The following is a 19,031-nucleotide window of genomic DNA, read 5'->3' as shown; positions in this document are numbered from 1 at the left end:
AGTGAGAGTCCGTCACCCGAGGAGACGGACGTGAGAAGGGCAGGTTTCAACGAGGCGGAAATCATCGGCGTGCTGCGGGAGCAGGAGGCCGGGACTGCAAACTACAGCAGAACCGATTGTCGAGAGCTTCAACGGCAAGCTGCGCGACGGTGCCTGAACGAAGAGGTCTTCGAAAGTCTGGCCGAGGCCTGGGCTGTGATCGAGCGCTGGCGGCCCGACTACAACCACGTCAGGCCCTACTCGGCGCATGGCGGCCCTAGGTCGGAAGCGGTGCGGCTGAACCACGGCGGCCGGCCTCTACCGTTCGGCGCTGGAGATCAACTATCAACCCCGAGGCTCTCACAATGATCGAGGGACCGGCAGGCGGCAAGTCGCGCCTGACCCTCACAGCGACAGCTGGCGAAGGCTCTCCGGCCAGCGCGAGCGTGATGCTCAGACGAACCCCTGACCCATGCCCCATCGGCCGACTGCTCACGATCACGTGGAGTAGGTGCCCGCCAATGCCCAACGAGCGCCCGCGACCACTCGAATGCGCGGATAGCGCTGGTCGCCCACACATGTGCGCTCGTTCTCATTTCCTTTAAACCGGCGCAGAAGTGGCCCACCGTCTCGCGCATCAGCCCCACGTTCTGCGCCGCAACCCCTGGCGACCGCGCTTGAATCGGCGCGGCGCGGGAGCGGTCAAATGTCGAGCCTCTGTTGGGTGCTGCCTACTGGTGTCCGGCGCAGTCTGAGACAAGGCCTTGGAGGTCAACGCAAGGGCTAGCCCTAGGCCCAGCCAGAACAGGAAGTGCGTTGGCGTTGACGAACCGAAGTTTGTCTCCGTGAAACCGCGCGCAAGGATCATCACAGCGAGTGTAGCGGGGAGGGCGGCTTCTGCGCGCCCCCACCCGCCAGCCACGCGGCGCACGTACACCCCCCATGCGCAGAACGTCAGCGCCAATCCTACTAATCCGGTCGCGTGGTACGTAGTCCAGAAGTCGCTGTGGAGACTGTAGATCCGCCCCAAGCTACCGAGGTCGAAATTCGCGCCAGCATTGTAGCCGGAGCCAAGGATTTGCGTCATCGCAGTTCGATTGATTTGGCCTTGGGCCCAGTCCCAAATCTCTGCTCGGCGACTGAGCGTCTCAACGTTTTGAGTACGCGAATAGTTGTCAGCATACTCCACCATGGGCGCGGTGATCTGGGGATTCATGGCGACGATAACAGCGGCGGTTGCGGCGATTGCCACGGCCGGCAAGGCACGTCGCAGATCAAACCGAACTAACAGAGCCACTATGACGATGATCGGAGCCACCAGCCACGAAGTCTTCGAGAATGAGATCGTCACTCCAAAAAGGAATATGATTATAGTTAGCAGGTGGCCTAGGCGCCCATGGACCGCGTAAGCAGCGGCCGCGAGTGCAACGCCGACCAGTGCCGTCACGCCATAGGCGTTTCGCGTGATAAAGTCTTGGAAGAGAATGAAATCCACGCCCCGTTCGGTCGACCTTTCGAGGGCAGCCAGCGTTAGGATTGCAAAGCTGCCGACAAAACTTACAAGAACAGGTCGAATATCAAGTTTTTGGTATCTCGTCAGGGCCATGACCGCAAGGAAGCTGAGCAGATCTACGACAAGACCCAAGAGCGCAAAGTCTGGGTTTGGGACCTGATAGAAGAAGAGGTTCAAGCCTCCTAATATAAACACGCCGAGGTAGAACCCACTAGCCGCAGGGATAGGCGTAGGCAACCCGCGTCGGGTGACAAACCAATACCAACACCAAGCAACCACGAATATTAGGTTGCTCAACAGCACCAGAGCGGTGCCCAGCGCCTCCGGAATCGAAAATGTAACCTGCAACACCGGTAGTAGCGCTAGCGCGCTCACGCGAAGGACTACCGCGATCGTGAGCGCATTCAGAGTCGTCGGCACTTTCGACGACCTCATTGCACGTCGCCATCAGGCTGCCATCTAACAGCAGATTCCCCGATGTCCGGATTGGGTAGGAAAGTGAGCATCATGGCGGCTGAGAGCCACGCTTCGCCTGCTTGAACCATAACGCTGATGTTCGCGGCCTCAACTGACAACATCCCAGAGCCGTCACCAAGGAACAATGCTGCTAGCCTCGCCTCTTTCGCCGGACGCGCTCGGAGTACGAAGCCAGCGATGCCAGTCCCGAACAGCGCTACAAGGATCGCGGTTGGGCAAGCCGCCGCCATCGTCGTTGTTCTTGCGATGGGAGGGGAGAGATGCACGGATCCGCACGCCAAGAGACTGGTAAGAGGGCATGCGTCCCATATAGCAGAATGAGCCTGAAACGACACCGCAGTTGAAACGCCGCTCCACTACTGCGGCAAAGGCTAGGTCCCAGGGATAACGGAGCAGCGCCCGCCAGGATCTAACCTCAGAAGTGGCCTTGAGCGAGCGGCGGTGCATACGCAACAATCGCGATGGGAGATGTCCGCGTGCTTTTACTGTGGCTCGGCTTGCAAAACCGTTGTGGCTATGCGCTAAGCGAGCCACCGAGGGGGGCTATGGACGCCAGCATCGTCATCCGAACCTACAATGAGGCCAAGTGGCTGCCGGACCTGCTGGCTGCGGTTCAGGCGCAGCGGCTGGAGGGGCTGGCTGCGGAGACAGTGATCGTCGACTCGGGCTCGACGGACGCGACCTTGGCGATCGCCGAGGCTCACCAGTGCCGCGTCGTGCATATCGCGAAGGAAGATTTCACCTTCGGGCGGTCCTTGAACGTCGGCTGCGAGGCCGCCCGGGGCGAGTCCCTGGTGTTCATCAGCGGTCACTGCATCCCGGTAGGCGAGCAGTGGCTCGCCAACCTGATCCGGCCGCTGCGCGAGGGCCGCGCCCATTACGTCTATGGGCGGCAGGAGGGGCATCCGCTGACGAAGTACTCGGAGCACCAGCTGTTCAAGAAGTACTACCCCGAGCGGAGCGTCATCCCCCAGCCGGACATCTTCTGCAACAACGCCAATTCCGCCCTCCTGAAGAGCGCGTGGCGCGAGCACGCCTTTGACGAGACGCTGACTGGGCTCGAGGACATGGAGCTCGCAAAGCGGCTCGTGGCCACCGGGCGGCGGATCGGCTACGTCGCCGACGCCTCTGTGCTGCACATCCACGAGGAAACGTGGTCAAGGGTCAAGAACCGCTACGAACGCGAGGCAATCGCTCTGCGGACAGTGCTGCCCGATGTGCATGTCTCATTCTGGGACTTTGTTCGCTATTTCTCCGCGGGCGTGCTGCTGGACTCCGGCCAGGCCATCCAGGACAAGGTCTTCCTCAAACACGCGGGTGAGATCGTCCTGTTCCGACTGATGCAGTACTGGGGCACGTACCGCGGCAATCACCATCACCGGCGCCTCTCGGCGCAACGGAAAGAAGCCTACTTCTATCCTCGCTAACCCTTGCTGGACTCCATGACCTCTGAACCGTCTTACGGCCTGGTGGCGCTGCTGCCTATGAAGGCGCACAGCGCCCGCGTTATTTCAAAAACTTCCGGATGTTCGCCGGGAAGCCGCTGTTCCGCTGGATTCTGGACACGCTCCTGGCCACGCCAGAGGTCGAGCTCGTGGTGATCAACACGGATGCGCGCGACATCCTGCGGGAGCATGGTTTGACCGGTGACGAAGACCGCATCCTGATCCGGGATCGGAAGCCGGAGCTCTGCGGCGACTTCGTGAGCATGAACCTGGTGTTGGCCGACGATATCGCGGCCGTGCCGGCCGACGCCTACCTGATGACCCACACGACCAATCCGCTGCTCTCGCGCGAGACCGTGACGGCCGCCATCGGACGCTACCGCGAAGGCGTCGCGTCCGGGGAGGCGGACTCGCTGTTCACCGTCAACAAGTTCCAGACCCGGTTCTATCGAGCTGACGGCGGCGCGGTGAACCACGACCCGGACAACTTGATCCGGACCCAGGACCTGGAGCCCTGGTTCGAGGAGAACTCGAACCTCTACCTCTTCTCCCGTGAGAGCTTCGCGGCGACAAACGCCCGGATCGGCAAGCGGCCCCTGATGCATGAGATGGGCAAGCTTGAGGCCGCCGACATCGATGGCCCCGAGGACTGGATGATCGCCGAAGCTATCGCCCGCTATCAGGGCGAGCGTCCCGAAAGTGAGGTCGAATGATGCGCGTTCTGGTCACCTGCCCGCCGATGCTGCGGATGATCGATGAATTCCGGCCGGTCTTCGCCGATCGCGGCGCGGAGCTGGTCGCCCCCGAGGTCGTCCAAACGCTGACCGAAGAGCAGCTGATCGAGCTGCTGCCGACCTTCGACGGTTGGATCTCGGGCGATGACCCAGCGACCGAGCGCGTGCTGACCGCCGGCGTCGCCGGTCGCCTACGGGGCCTCGTCAAATGGGGAGTGGGCGTCGACAACGTCGACTTCGAGGCCTGCCGGAAGCTCGGCTTACAGGTGGCGCATACCCCAGGCGTCTTCGGCCGCGAGGTGGCCGACATCGCCATGGGCTATGTCATCGGCCTGGCGCGGGGAGACCTTCCGGATCGACCGGGAGATCCGCGAGAAGAAGACCTGGCCGAAGCCCAGCGGCATTTCGCTTGAGGGCAAGGTTGTCGCCCTCGTCGGCTTCGGAGACATCGGGCGTGCGACAGCGCGAAGGCTGCTGGCGTCGGACATGGTCGTCCATGCCTACGATCCCGGCGCGCCTGAGGCGCCCGATCTACAGGTGACCCGCCTCGCCTGGCCTGAGCGGTTGGAAGAAGCTGACTTTATCGTCTTCACCTGTCCGCTGAACGAAGCGACGCGCGGAATGTTCAACGCCGACACCGTGGGTCTGGTGAAGCCTGGCGTGAGACTGGTCAACGTTGGGCGCGGTCCCGTTGTGGTTACAGACGCCCTGATCGCGGGCTTGAGAGATGGCCGCATCCATTCGGCGGCCCTGGATGTGGTGGAGGTTGAGCCGCTTGCGCACGACTCCCCGCTCCGCGATTTCGACCAGTGCATCTTTGGGTCGCACAACGCCTCCAACACAGCAGACGCGGTGCGTCGGGTCTCGCACAAGGCAATCGACCTTCTTTTCGGGTTCCTTCACTAGCTTAGCCATTGTAAAGGCGCGTGTCTCGTCGGCCCGCGGAACCGGTCCGACGCCGACGCGTGGTCCTCGCGAAGGGGTAGGTGGTGGAGAGCGATAAGCCTGAACTGCGCCGACTTGTGACGGCGCTGGACGCGGTGATCCGGGACGCGAGAGCGGCCCGAGCGGCCTTGCGCCAAGCGATCGAAGCTTCCCCGGCGGCGCCGTCGCCGCAGGCGACGCCAGTCGCCGAGGTCGTCGCTCAGGCGGAGAAGGAACGACCGCCTAACATCGGATGCACCTGGCCCGCCTAGAGCCTCAGCTCCGGAACAGGTCCGGCCGTCGCAATTGCAGCGTCTGTGTAAGGATCAGCACCTTGGCGTCGAGGATCTCGCCGCACGCCGCCATCCGGGCGAGCTGCTCGAGCGGCACCTCATGCACCTGGATGAATTCGTTCTCGCTGACGAGGCCGCCGCCGACGCCAACGCGGTCGGGGGCGCGGTAAGGTGCTAGGAAGAGGTACGCCCGCTCCGTGGAGACGCCGGGCAGGGTGAACAGCTTGACGACGAACTCCAGATCCTGGAGCCGGACCCCGCCCTCCTCCATCGCTTCGCGCCGGGCGCAGTCCGCCGGTTCGTCACCGTCAAGGCGCCCGGCGATCGCCTCAAGGACCGGGGGATGGCCCTTGATGAGTACTGGCGCCCGCGCCATCGTGATCAGGAGCGCCACGCGACGCGCCGGATCGTAAGGCAGGATGCATATCGACTCGCCATGATCCTCCGCGTGACGTTCGAACACCGCCCCGCCTGGGTCTCGAATGGTGGCCAGCAGCATGCGCGCCCAGCCGTCGTAGACCACCCGATAGCTCAAGAGTTCGGCATCGGCGGACGCGGGGCTCGTTTTGATCATCCGCCTCCAACACCCTCCAGACGCGGGGCCGTCAACTTAAGTTTGTAATGTCACGTTGCGGTTGACTAGAAGATAGCGGGCAGATGAGTCGCTGGGCCGACGATCTGCGCAACTCGATGGCAGCGAGATCCGTCCCCACCCCATGCGCGTCCTCCTCCTTGAGACGGATCTCTTCAGCGCCGTCGGAGGCGGTCAGACGGTCTACCAGAACCTGGTGCGGCGCCGCGCCGACGTCCAGTTCAGCTTCTTCTCGACCGGCGGAACCGCCGGCGCGTCGCCGCCCAACGCGACCGCGATTCCGCTGACAGACTGGAGCCCGCTGGAGTACGAGTTCGGGCGCGAGGGGCATCTGCAACCTGCTCTGGTGGCCGCCCGGCGCCTGGCGCGCTCGGTGCGGCTGGCGGAGCCTGGGGCGGCGTTCGACGTGGTCGACGCGCCCGACTATCGCGAACACGCCCTATTCATCCGCGAGGCGCTGGCGGAAGAAGGCGTTTCGGTGGGCTCCGTGGCGCTGGCGCTGCACGGGACCATCTCCTCGGCGCTGCGGGGCGGCTGGCCGTGGCAGGGGGATGCGCGCAAGATGTTCGCCGCCCTGGAGCTGCGCGAGCGGCTGCAGAGGCAGACCGTCGATAGCCTCTATGCGATCAGCGGCGCCTATGCGGGCGAGGTGGCGCGCGGCAGCGGCCGGACCGTCAATCTGATCGATCCCCTGGCGCTCGTGCGCCCGACCGAGCCGGTGATGGCGCCGCCGGGCGGCCCGCCGGACCTCGTCTTCGTCGGTCGTCGGGAGAAGCGAAAGGGTCCCGACCTTTTCGTCGACCTTGTCTGGTCGACGCCGCGCGAGCTCTATGGCGCCGCCCGGCTGATCGGCGGCGACGGCGTCAATCATGAAGGGCGCGGCGGCGACGAGATCCTGGCCGAGGCCGCTCGGCTTCGGGACGTGCAGGTGAGCTTCGAGCCGCCGCACTCGCAGTCAGAACTGCGGGCGCTCTGTCGCGGGCGGACGGTGCTGGTCGTCCCCTCCCGTTACGATCAGTTCAACCTCGTGGCTCTGGAGGCGCTGCTCGGCGGCTGCCCGACCCTCGTGTCGCGGGGCGCAGGCGTGGCGGAGTGGATCGAGATCCACCTGCCAGCGCTCGCCTGGTTGATCGTCGACTTCACCTGCGATCGCGCGGCCGCGGAGCTGGCGGCGCGAATCTGCCGGGACTACGACGCTGTCCGCGCCGAGGTTGTTCGGGCTGTGCAAGAGGCAAAGCTGCAGCCGGACCTCACCCGCTTTGACACCATGTATGCGCCGAGCCAGCCGCGGCCGCCCCTGGCGGTGCGAACGCGACTGCGGGCCTTCGCCCAGCGCGCCACCCTTGCCGCCAATGTGCGCGCCGTCAGCGAGCGCCCGCCCCTGCCCCGCGATCCCGTGCTTCGCGCCGGGGCCGCCAGCCTGTTCGCCGTACAGAAGGGCAGTCGCATCGTCGGACACAGTTGGGCGCGCGCCCTTGGTGCGGCGCAACGGCTACGAGGCGAGCTCACCGAAGAGGCGATCGTCGCCCGATTCCGCCGTCGGATCGTGCGGCTCTATGGCGTCAAGGGCGCGGCCCTGCCGGAGTTCACGCTGTCGGGCTCGGCCGATGGCGTGCGCGACCGGCTCCTCTATCAGGCCGAGGCCGAGGCGCCGCAGCGCCTGGAAAAGATCACCTATGCGCAGCTGGTCGCCTCTGAGCGGCGCCTGGAGCGCGTGCACTGGTATGCGGAACTGGCCCGGCTGGAGCAGGCCGCCGGCCACCGGTTGACCGCCGCGGTCTATCAGGCGCGCATCCTGCGCTGGCTGGGGGCCGACCGGTTCTCCCGGCTCGCCGACATCGAGGCGACGCTGGTCGAGGAAGGCTTCCCGGCGGAGGCCGCGAGCCTAACCGGCCTGCTCGACGACGGTCCGATGAGCCGCCCGGACGGCCGAGGCATTCTCGACGCTCAACTGGCGCGCCATTTGGTCCTGCCGAGCAAGGCCTGGGCACGCGTCGAGGACCATCGCGCGGACGCCGAGCCGAAGGTCTCGGTGATCGTTTCGCTCTACAACGCCGCCGCCAAGCTCCCGGGCTTTGTGCGCTTCCTCCGCCAGCAATTGCTACTGCAAGCCGGTCGGGTGGAGGTCATCTTCGTGGACAGCGGCTCGCCCGCCGACGAGTGGGCGGCGCTGGAACCGGTTTGGCGGGAGCGGCCGTTCCCAATGGTCTATGCGCGCAGCGCCGAGCGAGAGACCATCCAGGCGGCCTGGAACCGCGCGCTCGGCCTCGCCCGCGGCGCGTACCTCGTGTTCTTGGGGGTCGACGAAGGGGTTCGCCCCGACGGCCTAGCCCGGCTCGCCCGCGTGCTCGACGACGAGCCCGGGGTCGACTGGGTGATGGCCGACAGCTTCATCAACCAGATCGATCGTCGCGGCGTCGTCGACCAGGATGTCATGGCCTATGTGCGGACGGGACTACGCGGGGCCTCACACTATCTTGAGTCCACCTACCTCAGCTATGTCGGCGGCATGTACCGCCGCACGATCCATGATCGCTTCGGCTATTATGACGAGAGCTTCCGCGCCGCCGGCGACACCGAGTTCAAGAACCGGGTTCTGCCGTTCATCGAAGTGCGTCACCTCCCGGAGCGTCTAGGCGTCTTCAACGACTTCCCCGACGCGCGGATGACCAACCATCCACGCGCCGAGATCGAGGATATCCGCGCCTGGTACATCCACCGGACGCCGGCCGGCATGGCCTATGCCTTCGACAACAAGCCGGTGGAGGCGGCCGTGGCCCTGCTCCGCGACACACTGTCCTACCGCAAGGCCTACAAGCGCGAGTTGAGCACCGACATCGACCTCGCGACCGCGCTGGCGGGCTATTTGGCGCACCGGGCGCCCGGCCAGCACTGGACGCGGGTCCGAGACATCACATTCCAATTGCGCAATCGGTTCCGTCGGCTGGACACCTGGGGGGACGCGGTATCAAGGGATTGGCGCCCAGTACGAACTCGCCGTCACCGTCCAATCCATCCGCGACCTCGCGGAGCGTCTGCGCCGCGAGCTCAATTGCGAGGTTGAGCCGGCGTTCGACGCGTTTAACGACAATCGCTACGAACAGCATTTCTGGGTCTGGCGGACTTGACGCCGCGGGTCACGTGAGCGACGGCAGAAGCTGGGGGCGGCGGCGGTCCGCTAGGGGAACACAAAGGTCGATGGGTCGGGTGCGTACCCTTGCCGGAAAGGTGCGTCGGCGTCTGGGCCAGGTCGGACCCGCCATCGCGCAGCCCCCCCGACACCCTCCCGCCGCTGGAGGCGCTCGCCCACACGCCAGCCGTGGCAGCTGCGGCGGATCCGCAACCAGCTGAGCCCCCGCGGATGCTCGAGACGCCGCCGCCGAGCTGGCTCGCCGTCGAAGCTGAACCCGACCCCCTGGCGTCACTCATCGAGGACTGGGCCGAGCCCGCTCGAGGGATCGTCATGCTCGGCTTAGGCGCCCCGGACCACGTCGTCCGGGCGGCCCGGGCGGTCGGGCCGCGGGGCTGGCTGCTCGGGCATGACGACGATCCCAAGCGGCTGGGCCGGGCGCAGGCCGCCCTGAACGCGGCGGGGTGCGGCTGGGCGCAACTGGTCGGCGGCCAGGGCTGGGTGGGTCCGCCCGAGGCCCTGGTCGGACGCCTCCTGCGGCTCGCCGGCGCCGCGCCGGCGCTGATCGTCTTCGAGACGCCGTCCAGCGGCAGCCTGGCTGAATGGCTGAGACTTGCCGAGCCGGAGAACGCACCGGTGCTGCTGGGGCGGATGCCTGATCTTGGCGACGGCGCCGCAGGCGGAGCCGTCGCTGCGGCGGCGATGCGCCTGGGCTATCTGGCCCTGGACCCCATCGCCGCCGAGCCGGTGGCGCTGGAGACGTCCGGGTCGCGGGACCTTGTCTGGGGCGCCCGCGCGGCTGGCGCCGCGCGTGCGCGCCCTGCTCGCCCCGCCGCTGTATCACGCGCGTCTGCCCCGCGAAGGCTTCGCGCGTGACCCTGACGGGTTCTGGCGGTCCGCCGCGGCGCTGCCCCTGCCAGCCGGGCGCTTCGTCCTGACGGCGGATATCGCCGGCCGGCCGGCGGCCGGCGGCTGGCGGCTTGAAGCCTATGTGCGAGGGCGGCTGCTGGCGTCATCGGACCCAGCGGCTGACGCCCCAGCGCGGCTCCTGCTGGACCTTAGGGCCCCGGCGCCCTTGAGGCTGCGCCTTCTATGGAATGGCGCCGACGAGCCCGCCTGGCGCGGCGTCGATGTCTGGGCGCCGCCCAGCGGCGGTGCTGGCGGACATGGACCTTTCGAGACACGAGGACGTGGGATGACCTATTTCGACATGGCTTGCCGGAGCTGCGGCGGCCGACGCGTGGAGGCCTTCCTCGACCTCGGCGATCAACCCCATTGCAATCGTCTGATCCCGGAGCGGCTGGCGGAGAGCCAGGAGCCGCGGTTCCCCGCTCCGCGCCGGCTTCTGTCACGATTGCACGCTAGTCCAGATCGATCACACGATTCCGAAGGAGTCGATGTTTTCGGACTATCCGTATGTGTCCGGCACGACCCGCACCCTCACCGAGCATTTCAAGGAGACGGCCGGCCGGCTATCGGCGGCCTTCGGCCTCGGCGGCGAGGACCTGGTGGTCGACATCGGCAGCAATGATGGGACCGCGCTGAAGGCCTATCAGGCGCTGGGCCTCCGCGTGCTCGGCGTGGAGCCAGCCACCAATGTGGCGGACCTCGCCCTGGAAGCCGGCGTGCCCACCCTCAATCGGTTCTTCAATGAACAGACCGCCGACCTGATCCGTCGCGACCACGGCTCCGCCAAGCTGGTGACGGCGGCGGGGGTCTTCTTTCACCTGGAGGAGCTGCACAGCGTCTGCCGCGGCATCAAGCAGCTCCTGGCGCAGGATGGCGTCTTCAGCGTCCAGGCCATCTATCTCGGCGGAATGGTGGAGAAGAGTGCCTTCGATCAGATCTACCATGAGCACCTCTGCTACTACACCCTGCGCTCCTTGCAGGGGCTGCTCGCGCAGCATGGGCTGGAGGTCTTCGACGCCACGGTGAAGCCGATCCACGGCGGCTCGCTGGAAGCCCACATCGGTCACCCAGGTGTCCGTGAGGTTTCGCCGCGGGTCGAGGCGATGCTCGCTGAGGAGGCGCGGGCCGGCCTGGGCGAGCTCGCCACCTACCAAGCCTTCGCCGCGCGGGTCTGGCGTCTGCGGGACGATCTGCTCGCCGCGCTGCGCGATCAGGCGGCGCGCGGCCGACGCGTCTATGCCTACAGCGCCCCCGCCAAGGGCGCGACCCTGCTCAACGCCTTCGGGATCGGCCCCGAGCTGGTGCAGTGCGCCGTGGAACGAGCCCCGCTGAAGTTTAACCATCTGATCCCCGGCGCCCGCATCCCGATCCGCAACGAGGCTGAGACCGACCGTCCAGACGCCTACCTGATGCTCGCCTGGAACTTCCTCGACGAGTTCATCGTCAAGGAGCGCGAGTTCCTGAGCGCCGGCGGCGAGTTCATCGTCCCTGTCCCACAGGTGCGCGTGGTCGGCGCCGAGGCGCTCGCCGCGTGAGCCAGGTCGTGCTGGTGGGCGCCACCGGCTTCCTCGGCCGCAACGTCCTGGATGCGTTGGCCGCAGCGGGGCGCGACGTGGTGGCGGTCAGCGCCTCAGGCGCCCGGCCGCCCGGAGCGCGGGTTGGCCTCACACTCGACCAGCTCGAAGGCTATCAAGGGCTTTCGGGTGAGGCCGTGCTGGTGAACGTCGCCGCCCGACGCTACGACGCCCGGACCTTCGCGGCGGAGCAGGACCTCATCCTATCGCAGAACCTCGCCCTGGTGCAGCGGGTCTACGACATCTGCGCCCGCCGCGGCCTGCGCGAGATCCGCCAGGCAAGCTCCGTCGCGGTCTATCCCGCTGATCGCCCGCTGCTGTCGGACGAACACCCGCTGGACCTCAATGAACCGCCGCATCCGGGCGAAGCCTTCTACGGCTGGTCGAAGCGCTGGGGCGAGATCCTGGCCGACCTGCATCATCAGCGGCATGGCGCCGCGACCGTGAGCTTCCGAATCACCAACCCTTTCGGGCCCTACGACACCCTGGACGTGGGTGCGGCCCATGTCGCCACCGCCTTCATCCTGCGTGCGCTCGCCCCCGGGGAAGAGTTCGTGCTCCGCGGCGGCCATGTGGAGCGGGACTTCATCTACGCCGGGGATGTGGCCGCAGCCATTCTCGCCACGCTTGACTGGCGACGACGGCAGGAGACCTACAACCTCGGGCGGGGTGAGAACACCACCCTCGCCGAGCTCGCCCGTGCGGTGCTGGCCGCGGCCGGCTCCGACAAGCGCATCGTCACCGACGCGGCGCCCGCAAGCGGTCCGGCCGCCCGCCGCATCACCGCCGACAGGCTCCGCGCCGAGATCCCGGTCGCCTGGCGCTCTCTTGACGAGGGGCTCGCCCTCACCCTCAAGTGGTATCGGCGTGCGCTTTCCAGCTGATCGCGTTCTCGTCGTTGGCGCCGACGGCTTCGTCGGCGCCAACCTCGTGGCCTGGCTGCAGGCCCGCGGTGTCGCCCATCATGCGATCGGACGTGCCGCCGGCGACCTGTCCGAACCCGGGCAGGCGGACGCCGCCTTCCGCGCCGCCCCGGCGTGCGACCTAATCTTCCATCTGGTCACCCGACAGCGCACGGGCCCCGTGCAGTATGATCTGCAGGGCGAGCTGCTCGCGATCAACAGCCGCATCCACCTCAACGTTCTGGAGGCCTGGCGTCGCCATCAGCCCCAGGCGATGCTGCTGAGCGCCGGAAGCTCCTGCACCTACCCGGAACAGGATGAGCCGCTCCCGGAAGAGGCCTTCGGCGCCGCCGGCGTGCATCCCTCGGTGATCGGCTATGCCCAGGCCAAGCTGCTGCTGGCCGCGGGCAGCCGGGTCTACGCCGAGCAGTACGGTCTGAGATATCTGCACTGTGTCTTGGCGACGCTCTATGGACCGCGGGATCATCTCGCCCCGGACCGCAGCCATTTCATGGGCGCGATGATCGCGCGCGCCGCCCGAGAGAAGGCGCAAGGCGCCCCGGCCTTCACCGTCTGGGGACGCCCCGATGTGGTGCGAGAGGTGCTGTACGTCGAAGATCAGATCGAAGCCTTGATGGCCGCCGCGGCGGTGTTCGAGAACCGGATCGTGAACTGCGCCGCCAATGCGCCCCTCACCATCGGAGACGCCGCCGAGGCGATCCGCCGCGCCCTCGACTGGCCGGCGCCGATCACCTATCCGGCCGACACGTTCGTCAGCGCGAGCCGAAAGGTGCTGGATTCCACCCGCTTCCTGCAGGCCACCGGCTGGCGACCGCGCTGGACGCTCGACGCGGGCGTCAAGGCGGTGCTGGCCGACCTCGGGGCTAGCTGAGCGGCGCGCCACTGGGCATGCCGTAGGGCGCAGCGTGAACCGGGGAGAAGGCCATCAGGCCCTCAGCTACACACAGAGCGCGGAAGAAGGCTGAGTGCCCGACCAGCAGCGGCGGCGCGCCAGCGGCGATCTTCAGGCAGCTCTGCACCGCAGCGAGAGCGCGGTGCTGCAGTTGCTGGAAGGTCTCGGCCTCGGCGATGACCGCCCCCCGCCAGCCAGGCGTCGAAAAAGCGGTCAGCCGGATCGTCCTCGCGGGCGCCTGCTTCACGCCCAGATTGGCTTCCACAAGATCGGCGCGAGCTACCGTCGGTCGCCCGGTCGCCGCGGCGATCGCCTGGGCGGTCTCCGCGGCCCGGCGTAGCGGACTGTGGAAGATGATGCGGAACGGCAAGGCCCGACAAGCCTCGCCCGCGGCCACGGCCTGCGCCCGGCCTTGGGCGGTCAGCGGACGATCGAGGGTGCCGATGCAACGCCGGACCACATTCCAGTCGCTCTCGCCGTGCCGCAAGAAAAAGTAGCTGTCGACCATTCGGTCGCTGATAGCGAGGTTGCGGCGGTGTACGCAAGGCGCAAGCCGGCGCGCCTCGCCGCCGTCCCGGTTGCCGCGTTTACACCGCGGGCAAGGTGTGGGAGCAGGCGCGCGTGACCCAGCGGCGTCGGCTCCTTTATCTGCTCAACGGCTTTGACGCCGGCGGCGCGGAACGCGCGCCCGGCCTGTTGCTCGCTGGCGGAGCCTTCGACGGCTTCGACGTTGACGTCGTGGCCCTCGTGCGAGGCGCCGGCTGTCATATGGAGCACCTGCAGCGCATGGCCAGCCGGGTCGAGACGCTGCTCGGGGACAGACGGCTGCGCCCCTGGCACGTGCTGGCGGCGGAACGCGCGCTGCGCCCGCGCCTCGGAGGCTATGACGCCGCTGTCCTGTCTCTGCCCCAGGCCAATCTCGCGGGTCGATTTGCGCTCGCCCGCCTGGAACAGCGCCCGCTCGTCTACAGCTTCCACCATAACACCCACTTCTCGAACCCGGCCTATGGGCCGATGTTTCGCGCCACAGCCGGCCTTGTCGACGGCGTTGTGGCCGACAGTCTCGGCACTGCAGAGGCCGCCGCAAAGCTCTACGGCCGTCAGCCGCCAGCCGCCTCGATCCTGCCCCTGGTGCAGTTCGCCGAGCGTCACCCTCAGCCGGCGCGGCCCTGGACGCCGGGGCGTCCTTTCCGGCTGGTCACCGCTGGGCGGTTGACGCGGGTTAAGCGCCAGGCCGCGCTGATCGAGGCCGTAGCGCGTCTGCAGGCCCAGGGTCGAGATGTTCGGCTGACGATCTTCGGCGATGGCCCCCGACGCGCGGCGTTGAGCCAGCAGGTCGCGCGCGCGGGCGTTGCGGCCCGTGTCGTCCTGAGCGGTCATTCGGACGACTGGTTGAAGTCCGAAGCGGACGCCTTCGTTCTATCCAGTCGCCACGAGGGGCTCTGCATCGTCGCGCTCGAAGCCATGCACCGCGGATGGCCGGTGATCGCCCCCGCTGTGGGCGAGCTGCCGCGGCATGCGGCGGCTGGCGCGCTACATCTTCTCCCCTCGGCAGGCGGCGCCGCCGTGGCCAAGGCTATCGCCGACCTCATGGACGCTCCGCAGCGGCTCTACGCCATGCGGGCGGCCGGGATAGACTATGCCAATAGGCAGTATGGGGCGACCGCGGTCCGGGACGCCTATGCGACCTTCAACCGCCGCCTGCACGCCGAACTGGCGCAGCGCGCCGCGCGCCAGGGTCTCGCCTGATCCTCCAGGACCCGCCGACCGGCCATCTACGCGAAGCGATCCTTTGGAAGCAGGCCCGGCGGGTCACAGCTCGGCAAAGCGGCGACCGGCGCGGGGCTTCCGTGTCCCGCGCCGGTCTACCGAGCAGCTCACACTTCGGGGGCGGGCGCCGCTCGGTCTTTTTCAGCTAAGCCGAACTCGCCGCGCCGGGCAAGGCGGCGGTCGCCCTAAGCTGCGCCGCCGACGGGAGGCAGAGCATCCGGCCAGGGGCGCTCCGGCCCGCTTAGCCTGTCCAGCGGCCGCCCGTCATGGCGGCGCATCGTTGGCCTGCCAGGCAGTGTTGGCGGAGCTTCATTTGTGGCGGCTGGGCCAGACGGGCCCAGCGCTTCCGAATAGATACGCAAGTCTTGCTTCGAGGAAAGCGTGGCTTTAGCCTGGGCCGGCCAGGCGCGCGGCCAGATTTCTCGGGCCTGGCTAGACCCCCCGGTCGGCGCGGGCGTTCGCTCGCGCCGACCATCAGGGCGAGCGAGCGGTGGGTGGATGGTCGCGGCAGGCGCGGAGCGACGATTTGCTGTTCTGGGGATCGTTCGCGCTCGTGGTCGCCCTGGCTGTCGGCATCCGCCTGATCGCGGCGATACGACGCTAACCCATTCGTCATACCTGGGTGCTATAGCCGGGCCCGAGGAGCCGCGACCCATCGACCCCGGTTCCTGACCCCGCTTGGCCCCCCGGCGCCCCCGTCGGGGGTCCTTTTCGCCTTCGAGGCAGCCGGCGCAATTTGCGTTTGGAGCAGCGGGATCGGACTTGGCGCCCGCCGCCACTTCGCCCTAAGCCACCGCATCATCCGGGCGCGCGCCTGCCGCCGCCACTCGTCGGTTTGCTGTTCGGTCGCGTTGCAAGGAGGCCGCATGGATCGGGGATCGAAGCCCGCCGTCCTCGTGACGGGCGGAGCCGGCTACATCGGCGCACATACCGCGAAGGCTCTGAGCGAGCGGGGGTTCTTCCCCGTCGTCTTCGACAGCTTGAGTTCGGGGTTCCGGGAGGCGGTTCGCTGGGGTGCCTTCGTCCACGGCGACATTCGCGACGCGCGGGCGGTCGCCGACGCGCTCGACGAATACGGCGCCAGGTCGGTGATCCACTTCGCCGGTCTGATCGAGGTGGGGCGTTCGGTCGCCCAGCCGGATCTGTTCTGGGAGATCAATGTCGCCGGCGCCACGAGCCTGCTGACCGCCATGCGCGAGCGCGGCGTGGAGCGGATGGTGTTCTCGTCCAGCGCGGCCGTATACGGCCAGGGCGGCCGAGGTCCCCCTGGAAACCATCCCCGAAGACGCCGTGAAGGCGCCGTCCAGCCCCTACGGCGACACCAAGCTCGCCTGCGAATGGATGATCCACGCCCAGTGCAAGGCCTACGGGCTGAGCGCCGTGGCCTTGCGCTACTTCAACGCCGCCGGCGCTGATCCGTCGGGCCTCATCGGCGAGGCGCATGACCCGGAAACGCACCTGATCCCGCTGGCCATCGCCGCGGCCTTGGGAGACGGCAAGCCGTTGACGGTGTTCGGAGATGACTTCGAGACGCCGGACGGCACCTGCCTGCGCGACTACATCCATGTGAACGACCTCGCCGCCGCGCACGTGGCGGCCCTGGAGGTCGAGCTCGCACCCGGCGCCTATGAGGCGGTGAACGTGGGCACCGGCAAGGGCGCTTCGGTGCGGGAGGTGGTCGAGGCCGTCGCTCGCGCCACAGGTCGCCCGGTGCCGCACAGCGTCGGCGCCCGCCGCGCGGGAGACCCGCCGAGCCTGGTCGCCGACGCCTCGCGCGCGAGAGACCTGCTGGGATGGGAGCCGAACTGCTCGGGTCTTGACCGGATCGTCACGGACGCGCTGCGCTGGGAGGCTCAGCCGGCGTATGGATCGGGACGTCGGGCGGCGGCGCGTCGGGCGGCGGCGGAACGCCGGCCGAAAGAACGCCCGCCTGGACCCCAGCCCCGGGCCCAGTCCGGGGTTGAGCCCCCGCAGATCCACCTTCGCGCCTGGCGTGAATTGCGCCTGCTGACCCAGCACGAGCTTGCCCGCCTCGCCTCGACATCGCCGACCATGATCAGCCGCCTCGAAAGCGGCGTCGCCCGCCCCTCCCCCGAACTCTTGGTGCGGCTCGCCGCGGCTCTCGAGCTGCCGGAGACCGAGTGGCTGCAGCATGATCCGAACGCCAGCCGCCCCGGGTCCAGCGAGTGACGACCCACGACGGCGTATGGAGCGGCGCCCGCCCGTGCAACCGCCCTGCAGACAGGCCCTCGGTCCGCTGGCGGGGGCGCGCCTAATGCCCCGTTGGATGATCTGGAGCTGGCGCCTGGCGCTCGGCGCCGTGCTCCTCGTCGCCTTTGTCGGCGCGACCGACGCCAACGAGCGATGGGCGGCCCTGCAGCTGAAGCCTGATCAGGTCAATCACGGCCTGCTGTCCTTCGGACTCACCTTCCTGCTGCTCGCCTCATTTCGACGGGCCAAGACCTGGCAGGTCGCCGCTGTCGTGCTGGGCGCGGGGTTCGGCCTCGAGGGTCTGCAGGCGCTCGGCTACTTCGCCGGCGACGCCCAGATGAAGGATCTGGTTTCCGACGTTGTCGGCGTCGCCTTCGCGGCCTTGCCGGTGGCGGTCGGCCGCAGCCAGGGCCGCCGTGCCGCGCAGGAAGAGGCCCCTTCATCTCAACCCGGCACGGGTTCTGCAACGCCACTCTGACGCGACAGGGCGTGACGCGACTATGTCGTCTGGCGCCGCGGACCCGCGCTAGGCGAAGACCTGATCCGGAAGGCATTCGAGGGAGGCGCGAACGCGCGCCTGCGCCTCCGGATCCGGCGCGATCTCCAGGGCTGCCGCGAGATCCTCCCGCGCCGCGCCCGGTCGTCCCAGCTTCGCCCGCGCCTGCGCCCGGTTGAAGCGGCTCCAGAACGGATCGAAGCCGTTCGCCAACGCCTCGCCATACATCTGTTCGGCGCGATCGAGATCACGATGCAGGATCTGCAGGGCCTCGGCCGCCACATAGAGCATGGCGGCCTGGGTCTCTTCAGCGGCCAGCACCAGCTCGGCAAGCTGCAGGGCGCGCTCGGCCGCGCCGGCATGAAAGTGGGCCCAGGCCTGCCGCTGGACCGCGTCCAGGATCGCCTGCGCTTCCTCCGCCGTGGTCACCGCCAGCGCGAGGAACAGCGCCTCCGGCGCGCGGGCCAGGTGCTCGGCCAGCGCCGCGTCCTCCAGGACCAGCAACCGGCTGCGCTCGAGGCGTCGCTGATCGGACGGGCTTGCGGCGCGGAGCGCCTTCAGCACCTCCGCCGGCGCCCGCGCCGGCAAGGCGGTTCGACTCCGCGCGCGCATAGGCCAGGATGCCCGAGGCTGACCTGCGAGGCGGCAGCCGCAGGCTCGCACCGGCTGCCGCGGCGCCGCGCACGGCGACGTCGATCAGCAGCGCGGCCGCTTCCCGGTCCTCACCGGCAGAGCGCTCCCAGGCCAAGCCCAGCGCCAGAACATGGTGGGGCCTCGTCGCCACGCCGCGACGGCCGATCGCCGACAGCGCAGGAGCGAAGGCCAGAAGCGGGCCGAGAGGTCGGCCCCGTTCAGCAAGGGCGGCGGCGGCCTGAAACAAGGTCAGCCCTCGGCCCTGTTCGGCGAAGCGTCCGATCGCCTCGACGTCCAAATCCCCAAGGTCAAGACCCACAGCCTTCAGCCGTTGCTGCAGGTCGCGGGCCATGGCGATCTGCCCGGCCGCCTCCAGCCGATCCAGCTCGTCGAGGACCGGACCCAGCACCTGATCGCGATCTGCCGGCCGTCGGGCCAGGCCCGCCGCCAGCAAGCGCTGCTCCAGTTCGCCGGCGGACATAGGCGAGCCGTTCCTCTGGGCGGCCGCTGCCTCGGCGGCGCGGCGCCGACACCAA

General features: G+C 68.1%; 16 protein-coding genes and 3 pseudogenes. 15 read left to right on the top strand and 4 right to left on the bottom strand.

The genetic code is table 11. The features are described from left to right. Positions 1 to 118: 118 nt before the first annotated feature. Positions 119 to 276 (top strand): annotated as a pseudogene (locus LRS10_RS22985) (transposase); the annotation flags it as partial. Positions 277 to 616: 340 nt separating this feature from the next. Here the strand turns inward: LRS10_RS22985 and LRS10_RS22980 are convergent. Beyond that, positions 617 to 1,669 (bottom strand): O-antigen ligase, encoded by a 1,053-nt coding sequence (locus LRS10_RS22980; protein ID WP_257839487.1) that lies wholly within the window; start codon positions 1,667 to 1,669, stop codon positions 617 to 619. 845 nt (positions 1,670 to 2,514) lie between these two features. Between LRS10_RS22980 and LRS10_RS22975 the strand changes: the two genes are divergently transcribed. The 4 genes from LRS10_RS22975 (at position 2,515) to LRS10_RS22960 (ending at position 5,054) form a co-directional block, all read left to right on the top strand. Then, entirely contained in the window at positions 2,515 to 3,396 is an 882-nt protein-coding gene (locus LRS10_RS22975) for a glycosyltransferase family 2 protein (protein ID WP_257839486.1), read from the top strand. Positions 3,397 to 3,494: 98 nt separating this feature from the next. Beyond that, positions 3,495 to 4,127 (top strand): acylneuraminate cytidylyltransferase family protein, encoded by a 633-nt coding sequence (locus LRS10_RS22970; protein ID WP_257839485.1) that lies wholly within the window; start codon positions 3,495 to 3,497, stop codon positions 4,125 to 4,127. Next, positions 4,127 to 4,561: a hypothetical protein gene (locus tag LRS10_RS22965; protein WP_257839484.1), complete on the top strand. Its 435-nt coding sequence runs from the start codon at positions 4,127 to 4,129 to the stop codon at positions 4,559 to 4,561. Before LRS10_RS22970 ends, LRS10_RS22965 begins: the two co-directional genes overlap by 1 nt. Continuing rightward, positions 4,470 to 5,054 (top strand): NAD(P)-dependent oxidoreductase, encoded by a 585-nt coding sequence (locus tag LRS10_RS22960; protein ID WP_257839483.1) that lies wholly within the window; start codon positions 4,470 to 4,472, stop codon positions 5,052 to 5,054. Before LRS10_RS22965 ends, LRS10_RS22960 begins: the two co-directional genes overlap by 92 nt. 294 nt (positions 5,055 to 5,348) lie before the next feature. On the opposite strand, the gene LRS10_RS22955 is transcribed toward LRS10_RS22960, so the two are convergent. Further along, on the bottom strand, positions 5,349 to 5,864 hold the full coding sequence (locus LRS10_RS22955) for an NUDIX hydrolase (RefSeq protein ID WP_257839482.1): 516 nt from the start codon (positions 5,862 to 5,864) through the stop codon (positions 5,349 to 5,351). A 217-nt stretch (positions 5,865 to 6,081) separates the two neighbouring features. Between LRS10_RS22955 and LRS10_RS22950 the strand changes: the two genes are divergently transcribed. The 6 genes and pseudogenes from LRS10_RS22950 to LRS10_RS22930 all read left to right on the top strand — a co-directional run bounded on the left by LRS10_RS22950 (position 6,082) and on the right by LRS10_RS22930 (position 13,364). Continuing rightward, on the top strand, positions 6,082 to 9,021 hold the full coding sequence (locus LRS10_RS22950) for a glycosyltransferase (RefSeq protein ID WP_257839481.1): 2,940 nt from the start codon (positions 6,082 to 6,084) through the stop codon (positions 9,019 to 9,021). 297 nt (positions 9,022 to 9,318) lie between these two features. Continuing rightward, complete coding sequence (locus LRS10_RS22945; RefSeq protein WP_257839480.1) at positions 9,319 to 9,963, top strand: hypothetical protein; 645 nt, start codon at positions 9,319 to 9,321, stop codon at positions 9,961 to 9,963. Between the two features lie 319 nt (positions 9,964 to 10,282). Beyond that, positions 10,283 to 10,405: pseudogene (locus LRS10_RS25515) on the top strand (hypothetical protein); the annotation flags it as partial. Between the two features lie 79 nt (positions 10,406 to 10,484). Further along, positions 10,485 to 11,531, top strand: a complete 1,047-nt coding sequence (locus LRS10_RS22940) for a class I SAM-dependent methyltransferase (protein ID WP_257839479.1) — start codon at positions 10,485 to 10,487, stop codon at positions 11,529 to 11,531. Beyond that, complete coding sequence (locus LRS10_RS22935; protein WP_257839478.1) at positions 11,528 to 12,454, top strand: NAD(P)-dependent oxidoreductase; 927 nt, start codon at positions 11,528 to 11,530, stop codon at positions 12,452 to 12,454. Before LRS10_RS22940 ends, LRS10_RS22935 begins: the two co-directional genes overlap by 4 nt. Continuing rightward, entirely contained in the window at positions 12,438 to 13,364 is a 927-nt protein-coding gene (locus LRS10_RS22930; RefSeq protein WP_257839477.1) for an NAD-dependent epimerase/dehydratase family protein, read from the top strand. The genes LRS10_RS22935 and LRS10_RS22930 overlap by 17 nt, the downstream gene beginning before the upstream one ends. Here LRS10_RS22930 and LRS10_RS22925 read toward each other — a convergent pair. After that, positions 13,357 to 13,893, bottom strand: a complete 537-nt coding sequence (locus LRS10_RS22925; RefSeq protein ID WP_257839476.1) for a histidine phosphatase family protein — start codon at positions 13,891 to 13,893, stop codon at positions 13,357 to 13,359. The two genes, LRS10_RS22930 and LRS10_RS22925, sit on opposite strands and share 8 nt — an antisense overlap. 113 nt (positions 13,894 to 14,006) lie before the next feature. Between LRS10_RS22925 and LRS10_RS22920 the strand changes: the two genes are divergently transcribed. The 4 genes and pseudogenes from LRS10_RS22920 to LRS10_RS22905 all read left to right on the top strand — a co-directional run bounded on the left by LRS10_RS22920 (position 14,007) and on the right by LRS10_RS22905 (position 17,844). Beyond that, positions 14,007 to 15,134, top strand: coding sequence for a glycosyltransferase (locus tag LRS10_RS22920; protein WP_257839475.1), 1,128 nt, complete (start codon positions 14,007 to 14,009; stop codon positions 15,132 to 15,134). Between the two features lie 887 nt (positions 15,135 to 16,021). After that, positions 16,022 to 16,360, top strand: a pseudogene (locus LRS10_RS24655) (NAD-dependent epimerase/dehydratase family protein); the annotation flags it as partial. An 85-nt stretch (positions 16,361 to 16,445) separates the two neighbouring features. Beyond that, entirely contained in the window at positions 16,446 to 17,345 is a 900-nt protein-coding gene (locus LRS10_RS24650) for an NAD-dependent epimerase/dehydratase family protein (RefSeq protein WP_308238038.1), read from the top strand. 85 nt (positions 17,346 to 17,430) lie between these two features. Beyond that, positions 17,431 to 17,844, top strand: a complete 414-nt coding sequence (locus LRS10_RS22905) for a hypothetical protein (RefSeq protein WP_257839474.1) — start codon at positions 17,431 to 17,433, stop codon at positions 17,842 to 17,844. Between the two features lie 48 nt (positions 17,845 to 17,892). On the opposite strand, the gene LRS10_RS22900 is transcribed toward LRS10_RS22905, so the two are convergent. Next, complete coding sequence (locus LRS10_RS22900; RefSeq protein ID WP_257839473.1) at positions 17,893 to 18,183, bottom strand: tetratricopeptide repeat protein; 291 nt, start codon at positions 18,181 to 18,183, stop codon at positions 17,893 to 17,895. Positions 18,184 to 19,031: the final 848 nt, after the last annotated feature.

The sequence above is a fragment of the Phenylobacterium sp. J426 genome (genome assembly GCF_024699945.1).
Classification (GTDB): domain Bacteria; phylum Pseudomonadota; class Alphaproteobacteria; order Caulobacterales; family Caulobacteraceae; genus Phenylobacterium.
This window is presented reverse-complemented; position numbering and strand designations above follow the sequence as displayed.